The following is a 15,342-nucleotide window of genomic DNA, read 5'->3' as shown; positions in this document are numbered from 1 at the left end:
GGGGTCGCGGTGCTTTCGGTTCGGGGCGGACGGCCGCGATCAGGCGAGCAGGATCGGGGCGTTGTCGAGGAGGCGGGTGGTGCCGACGATCGCGGCGACGAGCACGAGTGCTGGGCCGCGGTGGTCGGCGTCGACCGGGAGGAGCGTCGCGGGGTCCACGACGACGAGGTAGTCCAGCCTAACGAGCGGCTCGGCGTGGGCGACGGCCTCGGCGGCCTCGATCGCCGCGGCGGCACCGCGGTCGGCGGCTCCTGCGGCGGCCGCGAGGAGGCGCGGCAGCGCGAGGCCCGCGCGGCGCTGCTCCTCGTCGAGGTAGCGGTTGCGGCTGGAGCGGGCGAGCCCGTCCTCCTCCCGCACGATGCCGACGCCCTCGATCGCGACGGGCAGGTCGAGGTCGCGGACCATGCGGCGCACGAGGAACAGCTGCTGCGCGTCCTTCTGCCCGAAGACCGCGACGTCCGGCTGCGCGATGCCGAGGAGCTTGGCGACGACGGTGAGCATCCCGTCGAAGTGGCCCGGCCGCGCACGCCCCTCGTAGAGGCCGCCGACCTCGCCCGCGACGACCCGGGTCGAGGACGGCCCGTCGGGGTACATCTCGGCGACTCCCGGGGCGAAGAGGAGGTCGGCCCCGGCCGCATCGAGCAGGGCGGTGTCGCCCTCGAGGTCGCGCGGGTAGCGGTCCAGGTCCTCGGTCGGGCCGAACTGCAGCGGATTCACGAACACCGACACGACGACGACGTCGGCCAGCTCGCGCGCCCGCTCGACGAGGGCGAGGTGCCCGGCGTGCAGGGCGCCCATCGTCGGCACGAGCGCGATGCGCCGACCGGCCCGCCGCGCCTCCTGCAGCCGCTCGCGGAGGTCGCCGATGCGGTGGACGGTGCTGATCACCCGACGATGCTACCGGCGGGCCCGCGGCCGCCGGGTCCTGCGGTACCGGGACGCCGCGCTCCTCCGCGAGGCACCGCCTCCCGAGCGGCGGCCCGCCCGGGGAGCGGTGTCTGGACGAGGAGCGGCGCCGCCCCGTCAGCCCGCCGCGCGCCGCAGGGCGTCGTCGACGGAGGAGCGGACGAGGCTCGAGAGGAAGAAGCCCGGCTTCTCGACGCCGATGCCCACCAGCAGGCCCGCCGCCTGGTCGACGATCGCGGTCGAGAAGGTCGTGGCGGTCGAGACGGCCTCCGCGTAGGCGGCGCGGTCCGACTCCGCCACGGTCACCGGCTCCCCGCCCATCTCGACCACCAGCGCCTGAGCGATCGGCAGCACCGGGCCCGGCGCCGAGACGGCGAAGTAGGTCTCGGCGAGGCGCGCCAGGTCGAGGCTGGTGCCGCTGAACGCCATCGCCGGGTGGACGGCGAGGGGGATGACCCCGGAGGCGAGCGCCGGAGCGAGCACCCCGTAGCCGTGCTCGGGTGCCGTGTGCAGCACCAGCTGGCCGGGCTGCCATGCTCCGGTCGCGGCGAGCCCCGCGACCAGCGCGGCGATCTCGCTCCCGGGGACGGCGACGATCACCAGCTCGCTGCGCTCGACGAGCTCGGGGATCGCGAGCACCGGAACGCCCGGGAGCAGCGCGTCGGCGCGCTCGCGGCCGCTCTCGCTGGTGGTGGCGACTCCGATCACGGCGTGGCCGGCACCGGCGAGCGCGGCACCGAGCACCGGGCCCACGCGTCCGGCACCGATCACGCCGACGCCCAGGCGTCCGTCGCGGCGGTTCTCAGGCATGCGGTTCCCCCTCCGGAGCGGGCCAGTCGGGCAGGGCGGGTGCGGCCGCGCGCCGCCCCCACTGGTGGCTCGCGTCGCGGTCGGCGGCCCGCACTCCGGCCGTCGCGAGGCTCTCGAAGAAGGCGAGTCCGTCGGCAGCGCTCATCACCGGCACGAGCGGAGTGACGGGGCCGGCCACCGTGTGCACGCGCGCCGAGGCCAGCCCGAGCAGGCGCTGGAGCGGCCCCTGCTGGACCCCGACGCTCTGCATCCGCGCCAGGGGCACCACGGCGACCCGCCGCCAGACCGCTCCGCTGCGCAGGATCGCGACCTCGTCCGTCAGCCGGTACCCGGTCCGCCGGAACGAGAAGGGGCGGAGCCACACCGCCGAGCGCGGCGCCCGGGTGAAGCCGGCCGCGGCGCGGTGCCGGAGCGCGTCGCCGACGGGGGTCGACTCCGCTCCCTCGGCCGGCCCGGGCAGCAGGAGCGCGAGCACGCGCTCGACCGCGGCGAGGTCGCCGACGGGCAGGATCGTGGTGTTCGGCTCGCCGTTCGCCCCGCGGGAGGCCGCGTGGCCGGCGCGGTCGATCCGCACCTGCCACCAGCCGAAGGGGCGCCAGAGCAGCGGCTGGGTGATCTCGACGGCGTGGATCCGGCCGGGCGGGATCGTGTCGCTGCTGGTCGAGAGCACGCCGTAGCCGACCCGCACGCCGTCGGGCGTCGCCGCGATCGAGTACCGGAGCGAGCGCACGAACTGGCGGACGTAGTAGCTGCCCGAGCCGATCAGGCCCGGGAGGATCGCGAAGAGCACGTAGGGCGAGCCGTAGACGGCGACGAACACCACGGCGACGGCCGAGGCCGCCAGGAACAGCGTGAAGCCGCTGAAGACGAGCGAGCCGAGGAGCCGGCCCGGCGGGATCGAGACGACCGACTCGGGCGGCGTCCCGTCCTGAGGCTCGCCGAACTCCTCCAGCCGCCGCGCCAGGAACCCGGCCGCCGGAGCCGCACCGTCGGTCGTCGCCTCCCGCTCGCGCACCCCCGAGGCGAGCCGCAGGATGTCGCGGCGCAGCGCGTCCACCAGCCGCGAGCCGAGGTACGAGAGCTGCACGTTCGCGTCCTGCCCGGCCACGCTCACCTCGAGCTTCGCCGCCCCGAACAGCCGGGCGAACAGCGGACGCTGCACCGCGATGCCCTGGATGCGGTCCAGCCGCGCCCGCCGGTTGGTCCGGAAGAGCACGCCGGAGCGCACCTCGACGACCTCGTCCGTGATGCGGAAGGTGTGCATCCGCCAGGACAGCCAGAACGCGAAGACCGCGACCGCCAGGCCCACCGCCACCGCCAGCAGGGCCCAGCCGACGAGGCCCCGGCGCAGCAGCTCGTCGACCGGATCGCCGCTCTCGAAGCCCTCGGGCCCGGGCAGGAACAGTTCGACCAGGCGCTCGCGGAGGTTCGTGATCACGATGCCGAGGACGACCAGCAGTCCGATCCCGCCCTTGAGGACGGGGGTCGCGGGGTGGAGGCGGTGCCACTCCCCGTCGGCGAGGTCCGTCTCGACGGCGCGGAGCTCGGTCACAGGCCGGCCCGGCGCGACTCGGCGAGCTCGACCAGGCGGTCGCGGAGCTCCTCCGCGTCCTGCTCGGCCAGGCCCGGAATGCTGACGCCGGTCGCCGCGGCGGCGGTGACGAAGCGGAGGTCGGCGAGGCCGAGCGCCCGGGCGAGCGGCCCGCGGTTGACGTCGATGAGCTGCATCCGCCCGTACGGCACCGACACGAAGCGCTGGAACATGATGCCGCGGCGGAAGAGGAGGTCGTCCTGGCGCAGGAGGTAGCCGTAGGCGCGCGCGCGGCGCGGGGCGACGATCAGGAGGGTCACCGCGAGGGCGGCCGCGGCGGCCGTCGGGATCCAGCCCCACGGCAGACCGATCAGCATCAGCACCACGGGCACGGCGAGCAGCAGCACGCTCGACACGACGGCCGACACGATCTCGACCGCGACGTACCGGGGCGAGACGCGGCGCCACTCCCCCGTGATGTCGAGGCGGTCCCGCCGGCGCCCCCTCGCGTCGCGGCGGGTCGTCGGCGACACGTCCTCGGGCTCGGCGGGCATGGCGTCGTCCTCACTGCCCGCGGCGGTCCGGGCGTCGGCGTCAGGCGTGGTTCACCTCGCCGACGGCGCTGTCGTCGTCGTCGCTCGGCGGGATGGTGCACAGGTGCTCGGCGACCAGGCCGGCCACCAGCAGGACGAGCGCTCCCACGATGGTCGCGACGTCCTGCCACACGGAGCCTAGCGAAGGGATCGCACGGCTCAGCAGGTACACCAGGATGCCGCCGGAGGCTCCGAGCAGCAGCGCCCCGACGTGGCTGGACGCCTTCGCCAGCACCACGACGCGCATCGCCCGGAAGGGATCGATCCGCCGGCGCAACGTCCCCTTGGTCGCGCGGTGGATCGGGATCGCGAAGCCGAGCACGAGGGCGGCGACCACGATCAGGGTGAGCGGCACGGTCAGCGGCGGGATGAGCACGGGGCGGCCGGCGGCGGCGATGGCGAGGTCGAGGAGGAACCCCGCGACGGCCCCGGCGAGGCCGAGTCCGAGCAGGGTGCTGGTGCGGGTGCGCCTCACGGGGTCCTGCTCTCGGGGTCGGCGGTGCTGCCGCGGGCGGAGCCGCGTCCCGGCCAGGTCAGCCCGGCCGGGTGGTCGGTCACGCGGTCGGTCGCCCGCGCGCGCAGCGCGGCCACGGGTCCGGCTCCGGGCAGGACCGCTGCCGGCTCGACGTCGAGCCACGGCTCGAGCACGAACGCCCGCTCGGCCGCCCGCGGGTGCGGGAGGGTCAGGTGAGCGTCGTCGCGGAGCACTCCGCCGACCGCGATCACATCGATGTCGAGCGTCCGGTCGCCCCAGCGCTCCTCGCCCTCGCCGCGGATCCGGCCGCCGGCCGATTCGATCGCCGCCGTCGCCGCGAGCAGGTCGTCGGGCTCGAGGACGGTCGAGCCGGTCACGACCGCGTTGAGGTACCCGGGCGCGTCCTCGTCGACGCCCCCGGGCTTCCACGCGGGCGACTCGACGACCTTGGACACGGCCTCGATGCGCAGGCCCGGCGTCGTCGCGAGGGCCCGCAGCGCCTCCTCCAGATGCGCGAGGCGGTCGCCGAGGTTGCTGCCGAGCGCGAGGACGACGTGGCGCACCGGGCGGACGCGCTCCTGCCGCGGCCTCACGAGCGGGTCCTCGTGATCTGCACGGCGACGTCCTCGAACGGCAGCGGGATCGGCGCGTCCGGCTTGTGGACGGTGATGCGGACGACGTCGGCGGCCGCGAAGCTCAGGGCCACCCGGGCGAGGCGCTCGGCCAGGGTCTCGAGGAGGTCGACCGGGTCGCGGGTCACCGCGTCGGCCAGAGCGATCGCGAGCTCGCCGTAGTGCACCGTCTCGGCCAGCGCGTCGCCCGCGGCCGCCGGGGCGGTGTCGAGCCAGACCGTCGCGTCGATCACGAAGTCCTGGCCGTTCTCGCGCTCGAAGTCGAAGACGCCGTGGTGCGCGCGCACGCGCAGCCCGGTGAGGGTGATGGAGTCGCGCACGGCGAGGGCTGCGGGGTCGATCGCGGTCACGGGGTCTCCTCCTGGAGTCGGGCGGCGAGGGCCAGGGCGCGGGCGGACGAGCGGACGTCGTGGACCCGGACGCCCCAGGCGCCGTGCTCGGCGGCGACGAGGCTCAGCATGGCGGAGACCTCGTCCCGCTCGGCCGCCGGGGCGCCGGCGGGGGCGAACGGAGCGAGGAACCGCTTGCGCGAGTGGCCGACGAGGACCGGGAAACCCAGCGAGACGATCGCGTCGAGCCCGGCCAGCAGCGCCCAGTCGTGCGCGCCGACCTTCGCGAAGCCGAGGCCCGGGTCGAGCAGGAGGCGGTCGTCCCGGATCCCGGCCTCGCGCGCGGCGTCGACGCGGCGCTCGAGCTCGCCGCGGACGTCCGCCACGACGTCGCCGTAGGAGGCGAGAGCGGTCATGCCCGCGCTGTGCCCGCGCCAGTGCATCGCGATGTAGACCGCGCCGCGCTCGGCGACGAGCGGGAGCATCCGCGGATCGGCGAGGCCGCCGGAAACGTCGTTGACGACCACGGCGCCCGCGTCCAGAGCGGCCTCGGCCGTGGCGGCGCTCATCGTGTCGATGCTGACGCGCACCCCCTCCGCGACGAGGGCGCGGACGACGGGCAGCACGCGGCCCTGCTCGGCGGCGGAGTCGACGCGCGCGGCACCGGGGCGGGTGCTCTCGCCGCCGACGTCGACCAGGTCCGCGCCGAACGCGGCGGGTCCGTCCCCGGCGGGCCGGGTCAGGTCGAGACCGTGGCGGACGGCGTCGTCGACGGACAGCCAGCGTCCGCCGTCGCTGAACGAGTCCGGAGTGACGTTGAGGATCCCGAGGAGCGCGGCGCGGCCGGTCGGCGTGAGATCGGCGACGGTGGTGGCCACGTCACTCCCCCCGAGCGGCGCCGATCAGCGCGATGATCTCGGCGCGAGCGGCCGGGTCGGCGAGGGACCCGCGGGCGGCGACCGTCACGGTCGAGCTCGCGGTCTGGCGCGGCCCGCGCATCCGCACGCAGCCGTGCTCGGCGTCGACCACGACGAGCACTCCCTCGGGAGCGAGGCCCTGCTCGAGCGCGTCCGCGATCTGCTCGGTCATCCGCTCCTGGATCTGCGGGCGCGACGCGACCGTCTCGACCACGCGCGGAAGGCGGCCGAGGCCGACGACCCGCTCGCGCGGCCGGTAGGCGATGTGCGCGACACCGAGGAACGGCAGCAGGTGGTGCTCGCAGACGGAGCGGAAGGCGAGGTCGCGCACGATCACCGTCTGGTCGAGCGGCGACTCCTGGCCGCCCTCGACCACCGCGAACGTCTCGGTCAGCTGGGCCGCGGCATCGTCGTCGAACCCGCCGAAGAACTCCTCGTACGCCTCGGCGAACCGCCGCGGCGTGTCGAGGAGTCCCTCGCGGCCCGGGTCGTCCCCGATGGCCGCGAGGATCTCGGCGACGGCGGCCTCGATGCGCGCCTTGTCGACGGGCACGCGCGCGCTACGCCGTCGCGGGGCGCGGGTTGATCAGCGGCGGACGCTTCGGAGCGACCTCGTCCGCACCGGCGGAGGAGACGCCTCCGTCGGTCGCGCCCGAGTCGATCGGCGCCTTGGCGACCGGGACCGCGATGGGCGGCAGGTCGGACAGGGGGCGCTTGTCGCTCGAGAGCCACTGCGGGCGCTCGTCGATGCGGCGGACGTCCTTGAAGATCTCGGCCAGCTGGTCGTGGTCGAGCGTCTCCTTCTCGAGCAGCTCCATCGCGAGGCGGTCGAGGATGTCGCGGTTGTCGTTGATGACCTGCCACGCCTCGTCGTGCGCCTGCTCGATCAGCTGGCGCGTCTCGGCGTCGACCGTCTCGGCGATCTGCTCGGAGTAGTCGCGCTGGTGGCCCATGTCGCGGCCGAGGAACATCTCGCCCGACGACTGGCCGAGCTTGACCGCTCCGACGTTCGCGGACATGCCGTAGTCGGTGACCATCTTGCGGGCGATGGAGGTCGCCTTCTCGATGTCGTTCGACGCTCCGGTGGTGGGGTCGTGGAAGACGATCTCCTCCGCGACGCGGCCGCCCATGGCGTACGCGAGCTGGTCGAGGAGCTCGTTGCGGGTGGTGGAGTACTTGTCCTCCAGCGGGAGCACCATCGTGTAGCCGAGGGCGCGGCCGCGCGGCAGGATCGTGACCTTGGTCACGGGGTCGGTGTGGCGCATCGCCGCCGCCGCCAGAGCGTGTCCGCCCTCGTGGTAGGCGGTGATCAGCTTCTCCTTGTCGCGCATGACCCGCGTACGGCGCTGCGGTCCCGCGATGACGCGGTCGATGGCCTCGTCGAGCGCGCGGTTGTCGATCAGCTGCGCGTTGGAGCGGGCGGTCAGCAGCGCGGCCTCGTTGAGGACGTTCGCCAGGTCGGCGCCGGTGAAGCCCGGGGTCTTGCGGGCGACGACCTCGAGGTCGACTCCGCCGGCGAGCGGCTTGCCGCGGCCGTGGACCTCGAGGATCCGCTTGCGGCCGAGCAGGTCGGGGGCGTCGACGCCGATCTGGCGGTCGAAGCGGCCCGGGCGCAGCAGCGCAGGGTCGAGGATGTCGGGGCGGTTCGTCGCCGCGATCAGGATGACGTTGGTCTTGACGTCGAAGCCGTCCATCTCGACCAGCAGCTGGTTGAGGGTCTGCTCGCGCTCGTCGTGACCGCCGCCCATGCCGGCGCCGCGGTGGCGGCCGACGGCGTCGATCTCGTCGACGAAGATGATGGCCGGCGAGTTCTCCTTGGCCTGCTGGAACAGGTCGCGGACACGGCTCGCGCCGACGCCGACGAACATCTCGACGAAGTCCGATCCGGAGATGGAGTAAAAGGGGACGCCCGCCTCGCCCGCGACCGCGCGCGCCAGCAGGGTCTTGCCGGTGCCGGGAGGGCCGTAGAGCAGGACGCCCTTCGGGATGCGCGCGCCGACGGCCTGGAACTTCGCGGGCTCCTTGAGGAACTCCTTGATCTCGTGCAGCTCCTCGATCGCCTCGTCGGCGCCGGCGACGTCGCCGAACGTGACCTTGGGCGACTCCTTCGAGACGAGCTTCGCCTTCGACTTGCCGAACTGCATGACGCGGTTGCCGCCGCCCTGCATGCCCGAGAGCATCAGCCAGAAGAACGCGCCGATCAGCAGGATGGGGAGCAGGAAGCCGAGAGCCGAGAGGAACCAGTTGGTCTGCGGGACCTCGTCGTTGTAGCCGGTGCTGCCGAGATCGGCCGCGGACACCGCGTCGACGACCTCCGCGCCGCGAGGGGCCACGTAGTAGAACTGCACCTGCGTGCCGTTGTCGCCGTCGGCCTGCTTGAGCGTGAGGTCGACGCGCTGCTCGCCGTCCACGATCTTCGCCGAGTCGACCTTGCCGTCCTTCAGGAGGTCGAGTCCCTCCTGCGTCGTGACCGGCCGGAAGCCGGACATGGTGATCAGCGAGGAGCCGATCCACACCGCGACGATCGCCAGGACGACGTAGAGGATGGGACCCCGGAAGATGCGCTTCACGTTCATGCTTGTTGCGGGTGCGACACCCGGCGCCTTTCTGACGAGGAGATTGTGCCTGCCAGGCTACCTCCCGCACTCTGAGCGCCACCCACGCGTTCGCCGTGGGCCGAACGGCCGCGGGCTGTGCTGTCCGGCGGGGATGCGGCGGGCCGCATCCCCGCGCGCGGTCGGCTTCGCGACGGGGTGCGTTCCGCAGAGCGGGTCGCGTCGGACTGCCGGGAAACGCTGGCACGCGTTTCCCGGTCCGCGTCCTCTGCCTTGCGGGTGGAGGCGTGCGTCGCGGGCCGGAGCCGCGCGCCCAGTCGGCTTCGCGACGGGGTGCGTTGCGCAGAGCGGGGTACGTCGGACTGCCGGGAAACGCTGGCACGCGTCGGTGCCGTCCGGCGGGGATGCGGCGGGCCGCATCTCCGCGCGCAGTCGGCTTCGCGACGGGGTGCGTTCCGCAGAGCGGGTCGCGTCGGACTGCCGGGAAACGCTCGCACGCGTTTCCCGGTCCGCGTCCTCTGCCTGGCGGGTGGAGGCGTGCGTCGCGGGCCGGATGCTCAGCGAGAGCGCAGGAGTTGTCGCACTCGAGCTCGAAAGCGACGACTACTGCGGTTTCGAGGCGGGGCGGAGGAAGCGAGGGCGGACGCGCCGCGAGAGCGCAGGAGTTGTCGCACTCGAGGGCGAGTGCGACGACTTCTGTGGTCTCGCGAGGCGGAGGGGCAGCAGACGCGGACGGAACGACCGACCAGGCCCGCCCCGGCCCGGGTCAGGCCGACTCGAGGAGGGGCTCCGGGTCGCGGAGGGCGGGCTCGAGGCCGCGGCGGCGCCGGGCGGCGGCCAGCACGGTCACGGCGAGCGCCCCGACCAGCCAGAGCACGAGCACCAGGACCGCGTGCGCGACTCCGATGCTGCCGCCGGCGATCAGCGAGCGGAACGCCTCCACCGTCCAGGTCAGCGGCAGCACGCCGTGGATCGCCTGGAAGAAGGCGGGCGCGGTCTCGACCGGGTAGGTGCCTCCGGCCGAGGACAGCTGCAGCACGATCATCAGCAGCGCCAGGAACCGGCCCGGGGCGTCCAGCAGCGCGATCAGCGCCTGGTTGATCGCCACGAAGGTGAGGCTCGTGAGCACGGCGATCCCGATCAGCCCGGGCAGGTTCGACGCCTCGACGCCCACCCCGAAGCGGATGACGAGCGCGGCCAGCACGCCCTGGGCGACCGCCATCAGCGCGCCGGGCAGGTAGCTGCGCAGCGCGATGACCCAGGCGGGCCGACGCGCAGCGAGGAGGCGGGAGCTGAGCGGGGCGCTCATCAGGTAGAAGGCCAGCGCGCCGACCCAGAGCGCGAGCGCCATGAAGTAGGGGGCGAGGCCGTAGCCGTAGGACGGCACACGGTTCATCCGCTCGGCGTCGATCCCGACGGGAGCCGCCGCGACGGTGCTGAGCTCCTGCGCCTGCTCGCCGGTGTAGGAGGGCACGTCGTCCGCGCCGTCCGAGAGCTTCGTGTCGAGGGTGCGCGATCCGGAGGCGAGCGAGTCGATCCCGTCGGCGAGGTCCTGTGAACCGGTGGCCGCGTCGGCCGAGCCGGTCGCGGCGGTCTCGGCGCCGTCCGCGAGGTCCGAGGCGCCTGTCGCGAGGGCGGCCGTTCCGGAGGCGAGGTCGGAGGCGCCGGCGGCCGCGGAGGCGATGCCGCTGGTGAGCGGGCCGACCGCGCCGGAGAGGGTGTCCACTCCGCCGGCGAGCTGCGAGGCTCCGCCGTCGAGGGTCGCCGCTCCCTGGGCGAGCGCCTGCGCACCGGTCTGGAGCTTCTGAGCGCCGTCGGCGGCGGTGGACGCCCCGGCGGCCAGGGCGGCGGTGCCGGTCGCGAGGTCGGCGGCTCCACCCGAGACCGTGGCGGCACCGGAGGCGAGCGCCGTCAGTCCACTGCCGTCGTCGCCGACGAGCGCGGTCGCACCGGAGGCGAGCGTCTGCGCGCCCGCGTCCGCCGAGGCGGCTCCGCCCGCGAGAGCGGCCGCACCCTTCTCGAGGGCGGTCAGCTCGGCCAGGCGCTGAGCGTCCGAGAGGGAGTCGTACCGCGAGAGCAGGGAGGCGAGGCCGGAGTCGACTCCGGTCGCTCCGGAGGCGAGTCCCGGAGTGGCGGCCGCGAGCGTCCCTGCGCCGGTCGCGAGCTGCTGGGCTCCTGCGAGGGCCTTCCCCGCTCCGTCCGAGACCGAGGCGGACCCGGTGGCCAGCGCCTCGGCGCCGGACGCCCCCGAAGCCGCGCCGTCCTTCAGAGTCGACGTCCCCGCGGCGAGGTCGGTCGCCCCCGAGGCGAGCGACGCCGCTCCGCCGTCGAGCTGCTGCGCGCCGTCGGCGACCGTGCGGGCTCCGGTGTCGAGCGCCGCCGCCTGGTCGGGCAGCTGCCCGGTCCCGCTCGCGATCCGCTGGAGTCCCGACGAGAGGTCGGACGCTCCGGAGGCCGCGCTCCCCGCGCCCGAGCGGAGGGAGTCGGCGCCGGTCGCCAGCTGCGCGGTGCCGTCCTGCAGCTGCGTGAGCCCGACGACCAGCTCGGACGAGCCGGACGCGGCGGTTCCTGCGCCGTCCGCCAGCTGAGCGGCGCCGTCGGCCGCCTGCTCGAGGCTCGAGTGCACGTCGGTGAAGCCGAGGTAGACGTTCTCGAGGTAGGTCGCGCCGACCTTCTCCTCGAGGGTCTTCGTCACGGTGGTGCCGATGGTGGAGGCGATGTTGCCGACGATCAGGTTGGCCGCGTCGTTCGTCTCGATCGACAGCTTCGCCTGCACGGCCGCGGCGGGATCGTCGCCGCCGACGGAGGCGACGTCGGCCGAGAAGCCGGCCGGCACCGTCAGGACGGCGAGGACGTCGCCCGAGGCGAGCTCGCGGGACGCCTCGTCGGCACCGGTCGCCGTCCAGGCGAAGTCCGAGCCGGACGTGTCGGTGGTGAGCTGCTCGGTCAGGTCGTCGCCGAGGGCGAGCGCGGAGCCGTCCGAGGCGGTCGCGCCGGTGTCCTCGTTGACGATCGCGGCGGGCACCGTGTCGAGGTGGTGCGTGGGATCGAGGTTGGCCGAGGTCAGCAGTCCTGCGTAGATCAGCGGGATGAGCGCGATCGCGGCGAAGACGACGACGAGGCGCGGGTTCACGGCGCGCAGGGCGCGGCGGAGCGGGGAGGTGGTCATGGTCCTTCTACTTCGTGGAGTGCAGGGCGGCGAGCCGCGGCGAGGCGACTCCGGTGACGAGGAGCTCGGCGATGTCGGCGGAGGCCGAGGCCACGGGGCGGCGGGCGTCGCCGTCGAGGAGCCAGCCGACGACCAGCCAGGTGGTCCCGGCGGCGAGGAGGACGGCGAAGCGCTCGACGCGGGCGTGGTCGCCGCCGCCCGATCCGCGCTCGGCGAGGGGGGAGAAGGCGAGGAGCCGCTGCGCGAGGAACGCGACGACCGACTCCTGAACGGCGCGGGCCGTGCCTCCGCTCAGCACGCGGCGGTAGAAGTCGGCGTGCACGAGCAGGCCCTCGAGGAGGCCGCGGACGATGCGGGGGACCGCGCCCTCCCAGTCGGCGGGGGCGGTGCCGGGAGCGACGTCGCCGAACAGCGCGTGCATCCGCTCCACTGCGGCGGCCTCGATCAGGGACGGGACGTCGCCGAAGTGCTGGTAGAACGTGGGCCGGCTGACCCCGGCGGCGCCGCAGAGCTCGGTGATGGAGGGCTGGTCGTCGCCCGGGCGGTCGAGGGCCGTCGTGATCGCGGTGAGCAGGAGCTCGCGCGAGCGGGTGAGCCGCGGATCGGTCACGGGGTCCTTCTTCCCGGCGCGAGGAGCACCTTCTTTACGTCTGTCAGATAATTTACAACCGTAAAGAAGAGCGCGCAAGCGTCAGGAGGAGGGCGGCTCCGGGAGCAGCGTCGCGATGGCGGACGTGTCGACGATCACGGAGTCGTGCGGAGTCAGTCCCGGGCTCCGCGGCGTGGGCACCGGCAGGCGCACGAGCAGGGCGCCCGGATCCACGCCGAAGCGCCCGGAGCGGGTGCGGCCGACCGGATCGCCGTCCAGCTCGGCGAGCACCGGCTGGTCGAGCTCGAACGAGAACTCGCGGCCGGGCCACTGCCGGAGTGACGCGAGCCCGTTGCGGTTGCCGGTCGCGACGTCCAGCGCGAGGCCGAAGCGCCGCCGCAGCAGCACCAGCTCCAGGTCGCCGTCGTCGAGCACGGCTCCGGCGGCCAGCTCGATGTTCGCCACCACGGAGCTGCAGTTGCAGGCCAGCACCATGAAGCAGCGCTGCGGAGGCTCCTCCGCGCCGTCGATCGTGAGGGTCACCTCGAAGCCGGCCTTGAACATCGCCGGCGCCCCCGCCGCGAAGTAGGCGCCCCAGCCCACCCGCTTCTTCAGCTCCTCGTCCGTCTTGTCCATGATCTCGGCGTCCAGGCCCACCCCGCCCATCACCATGAACACCCGCTCCTCGCCGTCGTCGAACGCGGCCGTGCCCACGTCGATGGCGCGGTCCTGCCCGAGCAGGGCGATCTCGACCGCTTCGGGCAGGGAGCCGAGCGGGATCCCGAGGTTCCGCGCGAGGAGGTTGCCGGTGCCGCTGGGCAGGAGGCCGTAGGGGACGCCGGTCCCGCGCAGCACCGTGGCGACGGCCCGGACGGTGCCGTCGCCGCCCATCGAGCAGACCAGGTCCGGGCCCGCCTCGAGCGCGGCGCGGGCCGCGGCGACACCGGAGTCGCCCGGGCTGGTCTCGAACCAGAGCGGTTCCTTCCAGCCGTGGCGGCGCGCGATCGTCGCGACCAGGTCCTCCGCGGCGCCGACGTCGTCGAACTTGCTCGGGTTGATCACGACGGCGACGGTGCGCTTCTCGGGTGCCTTCACCCCGTCAGTCTGACGGCACCGGCGACCGGTCCAGTCGCGCCGACGCCTCCAGGGCGAGCACGGCGCCGATCTCGGCCGAGAGCGTGGCGGGGAGCGACGGGGGCGCGTCCCAGCGGGGCCCTGCCAGCAGCACCCCGCCGCGCACGCTCGAGCTCTGCAGCGCGGCGACGCTGCCGGCGACGAAGCCGCGGACGCGGGCGGCCACTGCGGGCGCGACTCCGCTCGTCGTGGCGAGGTCGACGAGGTGCCGGTAGGCGATGCCGCCGAACAGGGCGCCGTCCCCCGACCCCTGGTCGACGAAGACGCCGTCGGGGGCGAGCCGGTCGAGCAGGTCCTCGGCCGTGCGAGAGGCGTGGGCCACCAGGCGGGGGTCGGGCCGCAGGCGGTGCAGGGCGAGCGCCGCCCCGATGTAGACGGCGTGGTTGTAGCTGAAGGCCCAGTCGTCGCGGGCGGAGCCGCCCTCGCGGCCGATGCCGTCGGCGACGAAGCCGGTGTCGTCGTCGCGGAGGCGCACGTGCATCCAGTCGAGGGCGGCGCGCGAGAGCTCCTCCCGGCCGTCGGGCCGCAGCCGCTCCAGGCGCGCGCCGAGGATCGCGAACGGGCCGTTGGCGGGCGCGTTCTTGTAGTCCAGCTGCCGACGACGCCAGGCGAGGCTCGCCCCGTGGCGGAGGTTCCAGCCCTTCGCGACGGCGAAGCGCCAGAGGCGGTCGGCCCGGTCGAGGAACCGCGGGTCGCCCGAGGCCTCCCCGAGGCGGGCGAGCGCGCCGCCGAGCCACATCATGTCGTCGAAGTAGCCGTTGACCAGGCGCCCGCCGTTGCGGACGCGGATCGCGCGGTGGATCCGCCGGGCACGCTCCAGGTGCACCCCGTCGCCCGTGCGCTCGAAGGCGTCGACGGCCGCGTCGATCGCGTGAGCGAGCCACCAGTAGTTGAACTCGAGATCCGCCCGCAGCGAGGTCGGGTAGCTCATGTGGTAGCCCAGCAGCGGCACCGCGAAGAGCCGCTCGAGGCTCTCCTGCGCGGTGTCGGCGGCGCTACTCGTAGACGTGCGGGGCGAGGACGGCGACATCGCGGAGATTGCGGTAGCGCTCGGCGTAGTCGAGCCCGTAGCCGATCACGAACTCGTTCGGGATGTCGAAGCCCACATAGGCCACGTCGACCTCGACCTTCGCGGCCTCCGGCTTGCGGAACAGCGCGCAGATCTCGACCGACTCGGCGCCGCGGCTGCGGAGGTTGCCCTGCAGCCACGAGAGCGTGAGGCCGGAGTCGATGATGTCCTCGACGATCAGCACCTTGCGGTTCGTGATGTCGGAGTCGAGGTCCTTGAGGATCCGCACCACGCCGGAGGACTTGGTGCCGCTCCCGTAGGACGAGACGGCCATCCAGTCCATGACGATGTCGAGCTTGAGCTCGCGGGCCAGATCGGCCATCACCATCACGGCGCCGCGCAGCACCCCGACGATGAGCAGGTTCTCGCCCGCGTAGTCGCGCTCGATGGCCCGGGCCAGGTCGCGGATCCGCTCGTGGATCTCGGCCTCGGTGTAGAGGACCTCGGTGATGTCGTCGGCGATGTCGGCTGCTTCCACCCGGCCACTCTACGGGTGCCCGGCCTCCGTCTCGCCTCCGCGAGATGCCCCGTGAGTACACGTCCGTCGGCGTGTCGCGTTCCGGAGCGGCGTCTCGCGGAGGCGAGACGGAGGCCGGGCACCCGTAGAGTGGCCGGGTGGAAGCAGCCGACATC

15 protein-coding genes are annotated in these 15,342 nt (G+C 74.1%); all 15 read right to left on the bottom strand.

All coding sequences use genetic code 11. The features are described 5' to 3' along the window. Positions 1-39 precede the first annotated feature (39 nt). On the bottom strand, positions 40-888 hold the full coding sequence (panC, locus tag C5D08_RS12215; protein ID WP_104277260.1) for a pantoate--beta-alanine ligase: 849 nt from the start codon (positions 886-888) through the stop codon (positions 40-42). 135 nt (positions 889-1,023) lie between these two features. Beyond that, positions 1,024-1,716, bottom strand: coding sequence for a Rossmann-like and DUF2520 domain-containing protein (locus C5D08_RS12210; RefSeq protein ID WP_104277259.1), 693 nt, complete (start codon positions 1,714-1,716; stop codon positions 1,024-1,026). Continuing rightward, entirely contained in the window at positions 1,709-3,268 is a 1,560-nt protein-coding gene (locus tag C5D08_RS12205) for a PH domain-containing protein (RefSeq protein WP_104277258.1), read from the bottom strand. Before C5D08_RS12205 ends, C5D08_RS12210 begins: the two co-directional genes overlap by 8 nt. After that, positions 3,265-3,801, bottom strand: coding sequence for a PH domain-containing protein (locus C5D08_RS12200; protein WP_104277257.1), 537 nt, complete (start codon positions 3,799-3,801; stop codon positions 3,265-3,267). The genes C5D08_RS12205 and C5D08_RS12200 overlap by 4 nt, the downstream gene beginning before the upstream one ends. Positions 3,802-3,841: 40 nt before the next feature. Continuing rightward, positions 3,842-4,315 (bottom strand): DUF3180 domain-containing protein, encoded by a 474-nt coding sequence (locus tag C5D08_RS12195; RefSeq protein WP_104277256.1) that lies wholly within the window; start codon positions 4,313-4,315, stop codon positions 3,842-3,844. Further along, the gene (gene folK, locus C5D08_RS12190) at positions 4,312-4,908 is read right to left on the bottom strand and encodes a 2-amino-4-hydroxy-6-hydroxymethyldihydropteridine diphosphokinase (protein ID WP_104277255.1); all 597 of its coding nucleotides are present in this window, start codon (positions 4,906-4,908) and stop codon (positions 4,312-4,314) included. Before folK ends, C5D08_RS12195 begins: the two co-directional genes overlap by 4 nt. Further along, positions 4,905-5,297 carry a dihydroneopterin aldolase gene (folB, locus tag C5D08_RS12185; protein ID WP_258067398.1) on the bottom strand — a complete coding sequence of 131 codons (393 nt, stop codon included), beginning with the start codon at positions 5,295-5,297 and terminating at the stop codon, positions 4,905-4,907. The genes folK and folB overlap by 4 nt, the downstream gene beginning before the upstream one ends. Next, positions 5,294-6,154 (bottom strand): dihydropteroate synthase, encoded by an 861-nt coding sequence (gene folP / locus C5D08_RS12180; protein ID WP_104277254.1) that lies wholly within the window; start codon positions 6,152-6,154, stop codon positions 5,294-5,296. The genes folB and folP overlap by 4 nt, the downstream gene beginning before the upstream one ends. 1 nt (position 6,155) lies before the next feature. Beyond that, positions 6,156-6,746, bottom strand: a complete 591-nt coding sequence (gene folE, locus C5D08_RS12175; RefSeq protein ID WP_104224103.1) for a GTP cyclohydrolase I FolE — start codon at positions 6,744-6,746, stop codon at positions 6,156-6,158. A gap of 7 nt (positions 6,747-6,753) precedes the next feature. Beyond that, complete coding sequence (gene ftsH, locus C5D08_RS12170; RefSeq protein WP_104277253.1) at positions 6,754-8,769, bottom strand: ATP-dependent zinc metalloprotease FtsH; 2,016 nt, start codon at positions 8,767-8,769, stop codon at positions 6,754-6,756. A gap of 745 nt (positions 8,770-9,514) precedes the next feature. Beyond that, positions 9,515-11,917 carry a YhgE/Pip domain-containing protein gene (locus tag C5D08_RS12165; protein WP_104277252.1) on the bottom strand — a complete coding sequence of 801 codons (2,403 nt, stop codon included), beginning with the start codon at positions 11,915-11,917 and terminating at the stop codon, positions 9,515-9,517. A gap of 7 nt (positions 11,918-11,924) precedes the next feature. Beyond that, on the bottom strand, positions 11,925-12,527 hold the full coding sequence (locus tag C5D08_RS12160; RefSeq protein WP_104226013.1) for a TetR/AcrR family transcriptional regulator: 603 nt from the start codon (positions 12,525-12,527) through the stop codon (positions 11,925-11,927). A gap of 81 nt (positions 12,528-12,608) precedes the next feature. Continuing rightward, positions 12,609-13,601, bottom strand: coding sequence for a diacylglycerol kinase family protein (locus C5D08_RS12155; protein ID WP_104277251.1), 993 nt, complete (start codon positions 13,599-13,601; stop codon positions 12,609-12,611). Between the two features lie 4 nt (positions 13,602-13,605). Continuing rightward, a complete protein-coding gene (locus C5D08_RS12150; protein WP_104277250.1) occupies positions 13,606-14,670 on the bottom strand; it encodes a glycoside hydrolase family 76 protein in 1,065 nt (354 codons plus the stop codon). Next, on the bottom strand, positions 14,636-15,187 hold the full coding sequence (gene hpt / locus C5D08_RS12145) for a hypoxanthine phosphoribosyltransferase (RefSeq protein ID WP_104277249.1): 552 nt from the start codon (positions 15,185-15,187) through the stop codon (positions 14,636-14,638). Before hpt ends, C5D08_RS12150 begins: the two co-directional genes overlap by 35 nt. Between the last annotated feature and the right edge of the window lie 155 nt (positions 15,188-15,342).

This window comes from Rathayibacter sp. AY1B6 (assembly GCF_002932755.1).
GTDB lineage: Bacteria > Actinomycetota > Actinomycetes > Actinomycetales > Microbacteriaceae > Rathayibacter.
This window is presented reverse-complemented; position numbering and strand designations above follow the sequence as displayed.